This is a genomic window from Tenacibaculum piscium (genome assembly GCF_021390715.1).
GTDB classification, from domain to species: domain Bacteria; phylum Bacteroidota; class Bacteroidia; order Flavobacteriales; family Flavobacteriaceae; genus Polaribacter; species Polaribacter piscius.
The window spans coordinates 26,873-32,930 of the sequence record NZ_JAJGWT010000013.1 but is presented as its reverse complement, the minus strand read 5'-3'; the positions used below and the strand labels follow the sequence as shown (position 1 = coordinate 32,930).

General features: G+C 24.2%; 5 protein-coding genes. All 5 read right to left on the bottom strand.

The window, feature by feature from the left end:
- Positions 1 to 1,119: 1,119 nt before the first annotated feature.
- The 5 genes from L0U77_RS11150 to L0U77_RS11130 all read right to left on the bottom strand — a co-directional run bounded on the left by L0U77_RS11150 (position 1,120) and on the right by L0U77_RS11130 (position 4,931).
- A complete protein-coding gene (locus L0U77_RS11150) occupies positions 1,120 to 2,307 on the bottom strand; it encodes a hypothetical protein (protein ID WP_233901199.1) in 1,188 nt (395 codons plus the stop codon).
- Positions 2,308 to 2,320: 13 nt separating this feature from the next.
- The gene (locus L0U77_RS11145; RefSeq protein ID WP_101917297.1) at positions 2,321 to 2,569 is read right to left on the bottom strand and encodes a hypothetical protein; all 249 of its coding nucleotides are present in this window, start codon (positions 2,567 to 2,569) and stop codon (positions 2,321 to 2,323) included.
- A gap of 1,272 nt (positions 2,570 to 3,841) precedes the next feature.
- Positions 3,842 to 4,135 (bottom strand): hypothetical protein, encoded by a 294-nt coding sequence (locus tag L0U77_RS11140; protein WP_233901198.1) that lies wholly within the window; start codon positions 4,133 to 4,135, stop codon positions 3,842 to 3,844.
- 170 nt (positions 4,136 to 4,305) lie between these two features.
- Positions 4,306 to 4,593: a helix-turn-helix domain-containing protein gene (locus tag L0U77_RS11135; RefSeq protein WP_076614752.1), complete on the bottom strand. Its 288-nt coding sequence runs from the start codon at positions 4,591 to 4,593 to the stop codon at positions 4,306 to 4,308.
- Positions 4,590 to 4,931, bottom strand: coding sequence for a type II toxin-antitoxin system RelE/ParE family toxin (locus L0U77_RS11130; RefSeq protein WP_233898056.1), 342 nt, complete (start codon positions 4,929 to 4,931; stop codon positions 4,590 to 4,592). Before L0U77_RS11130 ends, L0U77_RS11135 begins: the two co-directional genes overlap by 4 nt.
- Positions 4,932 to 6,058: the final 1,127 nt, after the last annotated feature.

Genomic DNA, 6,058 nt, shown 5'->3' with positions numbered 1-6,058 from the left:
AAAACTAGAAATATTCTTAATTATTTTTCTTTCTTAAAATAGTTTTATTTAAAAGATCACAAATGAACTAATGTTTTTATTTATTTGAAAATCAATTATTTATTTTGTTTTGGTCAGTTTTTTTTGCTATTATTTACAACGGATTTGTATATGATTTGTTGCGATATTCTGGACTAAATTTAGTAAAAAAAATCGGAATAGAAAATCCCCCAAGGGATTTTCGTATGTAGGCGAGAACCAGCAATTAATTATATACGTTGTTGCTATTTGTTGTTTTTAATTATTCAATTTTTTCTCTAAAATTCCTTTTTCGNAATTTTTCTTGATTTAAAATTTATTCACAAAGTTTTAGGARTCAGCTTTTTAAAAATCTTTGTTGATTTTTTGTGCTTTTTTTTTGTTTTAATTTTTCTTAATTTAAAATTTATTTACANNAAGTTTTAGGAATCAGTTTTTAAAATCTTTGTTGATTTTTGGTGCTTTTTCTTTTTTGTTTTAATTTCTTAATTTAAAATTTATTTACAAAGTTTTAGGAATCAGTTTTTAAAATCTTTGTTGATTTTTGGTGCTTTTTCTTTTTTGTTTTAATTTTTCTTAATTTAAAATTTATTTACAAAGTTTCGTAATCAGCTTTTTAAAAATCTTTGTTGATTTTTCGTGCTTTTTCTTTTTTGTTTTAATTTTTCTTGATTTAAAATTTATTCACAAAGTTTTAGGAGTCAGTTTTTTAAAATCTTTGTTGATTTTTGGTGCTTTTTCTTTTTTGTTTTAATTTTTCTTGATTTAAAATTTATTCACAAAGTTTTAGGAATCAGTATTTTTAAAAATATTTATTGATATTTGATACTTTTTCTTTTGATTTTTTTCTTGAAATAATTGAAATAATTGACAAAATTGATTGTTCAAAACTTTGTTTTTTACTGAAATTTCACAATAAATTGCAACGGCTTCGGCTAAGGTTAGTACGGGGTTAAATAAGCGATTAATTTCCGATTAAGCACTTAGCCAAAGCTTTTGATTTTGTTTTAACTTTTCATTTTTAAAGCCAAATCAAAAGATTTGGCGGATTTTATAAAAGTACACTAAACTTTGGATTAAGCACCAAAACCCGTATTAATTTTAGCCATTGTTGGTAGTTGTTTTGATATTTTTGTTAGGAACTTCAATTAATTCTTTTCCTAATTGTTTTTCAATACTAGTGGGTAATGGGTTATAAAATTGATGATTTTGAAATTCTTTCCAATATTGTTTGCTATAATTTCCTTTTTTATAAAAGCCAAACCATTTTGAAGTTTTTTTACTTTTTACTTTCTCAATTAATTCTATTTTTGTGACAAAAAATTCATGTAAAACTTTTATATCTTCAAAATTATCATCTTTTTTATGTTTAAAATTTATATTTCTTATTTCCTTGTGATACAATAAATTATTTAGATGTAAACTATCTCTGTGTAGAGTTTTAAAATAAGCAAACCCATTGTGCCTTTTTCTAATAGAGATGTAATTAAACATCTTCTTTTTTATAGGTTTATCTTCATGTATAAAAGCTATTTTTAAAGAAGTTAGTTTCTTATGTTGATTTGTTTGTATTGTTCCTACTTTTAGATTATCAAGGTCTGTTATAAATTCTCTATTATTAGCAATATTATATTTTTTATTCCTAAGATTTGAAATTGTTAATTCCTTGTCAGGTCTAGGTATTCCTGCCATAACCATTGATACAGTATTAACTCTTTTTTTCTCATTATTGATTAATTTTTCGTTTATAAATGAACGACTGTGTATTATTTTATTTTTTATAGTATTATTTTTCCCTATTGGTAGATAATATGTAGCAACACCATCGGTATAATATTTTAATATATCATTATTTATTTGATAGCTTCTATAGAAGCCATCTATTTTAATATATTTATTTTTTCTTTTTCTTTTGTTTGGTTCTAATACAACTTCATTTAGAATAAAAGTATTTCCTTTTAATTTAATTTCTTTTATAGTTAATAGTTTTTCTTTTGATATTTTTAATTCTTGATACGTTAGATGATTAAAGTATATATATCTTGTTGTAGATTGCTTAATTAATTGAATAGATTTCTTATTTATCTTTCCATCGATATTTGTTAAACCTATTAAATCTCCTTTAGATGTGTAAATTTCAACAAATGAAATTCCTTTTTTAGATGTAGCGTCAATAATTTTTATTTGAGCTTGTAGTAGAGATGATATAAAAAATAAAAGAGCTATTAGATGTGTTTTTTTACCCAAAATATTAAAGTTTTTATTAAAGGATGGTAATTTTATTACCATCCTTTTTTATTTATTATCTACATCCAATGATGCACCAACCAAATAGTCCTATTTCTGTATTACCTTCAATTCCGTCCATGAATCCATGCCACCAAGCTATTCTAAAGCCAGGAGCTCCAGCTTGTTTTACTTGCATTTCGGTTATGTTTTGAGAGGTGTTTTTTGTATTAGAGTTTTCAATACTAGAAAAAACAAAGCATACAATTAGAATTGCTGAATAAATAAAATTTTTCTTTTTTGAGTTTGATTTGATGTAAAACATTTTTTTTAATTTAAAAATTACCACTTTTCTATGGTTGATTTTGGAGACTATTCTCCTTAAAATAGTTATTTAAATCCCATTATTAGTTTATTCATAGCCTATTCAATATCTTGTAAGTGATTGACTTTAGTTAGTATATTATTACATAACTCTTTCTTCGACAGGTTATTTTACTCCTAATTTATATTCATTAAATAACTACCAACGGATTTGTGTATGATTTGTTGCGTGATTCGGGACTAAATTTAGTAAAAAAAATCGGAATAGAAAATCCCCCAAGGGATTTTCGTATGTAGGCGAAAACCAGCAATTAATTATATACGTTGTTGTAAATAGTAGCTTTTTGTTTATTCCTAACTTTGATTATTAAATTACTATTCAAAAAACCGATAAAATTTAAAATTCTACAAACGAGTTAAAAAACCTTTCAAAACTCTTTTTTAAAAACTAGAAATATTCTCAATTTTTTCTTCTTTTTCTTAAATTGTTTTTGATTTAGATTCTACAAACGAGTTAAAAATATTTCAAAACTCTTTTTWAAAAACTAGAAATATTCTCAATTTTTTCTTCTTTTTCTTAAATTTTTTTTGATTCAGATTYTACAAACGAGTTAAAAATATTTCAAAACTCTTTTTTGAAAACTAGAAATATTCTCAATTTTTTCTTCTTTTTCTTAAATTTTTTTTGATTCAGATTCTACAAACGAGTTAAAAACATTTTAGAACTTTTTCTTAAAAACTAGAAATATTCTTAATTATTTTTCTTTCTTATAAATAGTTTTATTTAAAAGATCATAAATGAACTAATGTTTTTATTTGTTTGAAAATCAATTATTTATTTTGTTTTGGTCAGTTTTTTTTGCTATTATTTACAACGTGTTTATATATGGTTTGTTGCGTTTTCCATGCACTAAATTTAGTAAATAAAAACCGAATAGAAAATCCCTAAGGATTTTCGTAAGTAGGCTAGTACCAGCAATAAATTATATATGTTGTTGCCAACCGTTTTTTATTCAGATTATTAATTTTAAAATCAATATTATGTTACAAATCTCAATTTTTTTACAAAACCTCGGATTTAAAATAAAAGTCCAAAACAAAGGCTTTAACGGTTATTTCGTTTCCGAAAACGGACTTGAAATAAATGTCATTTACTTTGATTCCATTATTGGAATGCAAGCAACTTTTAAAGATTTAACTCGAAACATTCTTGATAGTTCCAAAATTCAGTCCGTTGACGAATTGGTTTTTATTCTTTCCAGAAATATTTATCTTAAATCTCAATATCAAACTCTTTATAAAGAAATGATTCAATCGCAAACTTTGTCGAACGCAAAACATCCATAATGTTGTCTACATTTCTATGCGACCTCTCTTTATGGAATTTGTCCGATAGTTTAATAGATTCTTTTAATTCGTTTATTGATTCCGATTCGGGTTTATACTTGCTTATTGTATTAATTGCTTTTTCCGCAATTTTTTCTAATTCAGTCATTGTATATTCTCCAAAATCACGTTTATGGTCAATTTCCTGTAAAAGTTCAATTAATTTATTTTCTATTTTCATTTTTCAGAGTATGATTGGTCAAATGGTTGGCAACGTTGTTGTATATGGTTTGTTGCGTTTTTGAAGCACTAAATTTAGTAAATAAAAACGGAATAGAAAATCCCTAAGGATTTTCGTAAGTAGGCGAGTACTAGCAATAAATTATATACGGTGTTGGCAAATCGTTATTTTTACATTTGAAGATTTAAATTCAGTTTTGCTCCTAAAGCGTTGAAAATTCGCATAACAGTTTCAAAAGTCACATTTCCAGTGCTATTTTCAAGTCTAGATATTTGGGCTTTTTTAACTCCAACTAATTCTCCTAATTGTTCTTGAGTCAGTTTTCGTTTTTTTCGAGCAGTTTTTATCATGTCACCAATCAATTCGAGTTTTAATTCAAATTCATATTCATCTCTTTCTTCTGTTCCTTTTTTTCCAATTAAAAGGTCTTCTGCTTGGTCTAAAGTGTAACTTTTCATTTCTTTTTATTTTTAAAATACGTTTTTCTAATATTATCCGCTTTGTCGATTTCTTTTAGATCTACTTTGCTAGTTTTCTTAATAATTCCGTGAGTTGCAAAAACTAAAGTTTTGGTTTTATTTTCTTTGTCCCAAAAAGCTAAAAGTCTATATTGTATTCCAGAATATAGTGTTCTAAATTCCCAAATTTCGTCAGTCAATTTTTTAAAAAACTTTGGGTCAGATTGTTGTTCTGCTCTTCTTATATTATGAAATATTTTCTTTCTTGCTTTTAGGTTTTGTTTCTCTATAAATTCAAAAGCTTCTTCAAGTAACTTTGTTTCAAATCGTTTTATCATTATGGTTATAAAATCAAATATGATACAAATATATAAAAAGTTTCGTTAATTGTAAACTTATGAGTGGTTTTTAATGTTTGCCAACGGATTTGTATATGATTTGTTGCGTGATTCGGGACTAAATTTAGTAAAAAAAATCGGAATAGAAAATCCCCCAAGGGATTTTCGTAAGTAGGCTAGTACTAGCAATTAATTATATACGTTGTTGTAAATAGTAGCTTTTTGTTTATTCCTAACTTTGATTATTAAATTACTATTCAAAAAACCGATAAAATTTAAAATTCTACAAACGAGTTAAAAAACATTTCAAAACTCTTTTTTAAAAACTAGAAATATTCTCAATTTTTTCTTCTTTTTCTTAATTTTTTTTTGATTTAGATTCTACAAACGAGTTAAAAATATTTCAAAACTCTTTCTTGAAAACTAGAAATATTCTTAATTTTTTTCTTCTTTTTCTTAAATTTTTTTTGATTCGGATTTTACAAACGAGTTAAAAATATTTCAAAACTCTTTTTTGAAAACTATAAATATTCTCAATTTTTTCTTCTTTTTCTTAAATTWKTTTTGATTCAGATTCTACAAACGAGTTAAAAATATTTCAGAACTTTTTCTTGAAAACTAGAAATATTCTTAATTATTTTTCTTTCTTAAAATAGTTTTATTTAAAAGATTACAAATGAATTAATGTTTTTATTTATTTGAAAATCAATTATTTATTTTATTTTGGTCAGTTTTTTTTGCTATTATTTACAACGGATTTGTATATGATTTGTTGCGTGATTCGGGACTAAATTTAGTAAAAAAAATCGGAATAGAAAATNCCCCAAGGGATTTTCGTATGTAGGCGAAAACCAGCAATTAATTATATACGTTGTTGTAAATAGTAGCTTTTTGTTTATTCCTAACTTTGATTATTAAGTTACTATTCAAAAAACCGATAAAATTTAAAATTCTACAAACGAGTTAAAAAACCTTTCAAAACTCTTTTTTAAAAACTAGAAATATTCTCAATTTTTTCTTCTTTTTCTTAAATTGTTTTTGATTCATATTTTACAAACGAGTTAAAAATATTTCAAAACTCTTTTTTGAAAACTATAAATATTCTCAATTTTTTCTTCTTTTTCTTA

Bases quoted from the DNA above. Each gene is read 5' to 3' on its own strand.
- L0U77_RS11150 (WP_233901199.1), bottom strand. From the start codon at position 2,307: ATGGTAATAAAATTACCATCCTTTAATAAAAACTTTAATATTTTGGGT.
- L0U77_RS11145 (WP_101917297.1), bottom strand. From the start codon at position 2,569: ATGTTTTACATCAAATCAAACTCAAAAAAGAAAAATTTTATTTATTCA.
- L0U77_RS11140 (WP_233901198.1), bottom strand. From the start codon at position 4,135: ATGAAAATAGAAAATAAATTAATTGAACTTTTACAGGAAATTGACCAT.
- L0U77_RS11135 (WP_076614752.1), bottom strand. From the start codon at position 4,593: ATGAAAAGTTACACTTTAGACCAAGCAGAAGACCTTTTAATTGGAAAA.
- L0U77_RS11130 (WP_233898056.1), bottom strand. From the start codon at position 4,931: ATGATAAAACGATTTGAAACAAAGTTACTTGAAGAAGCTTTTGAATTT.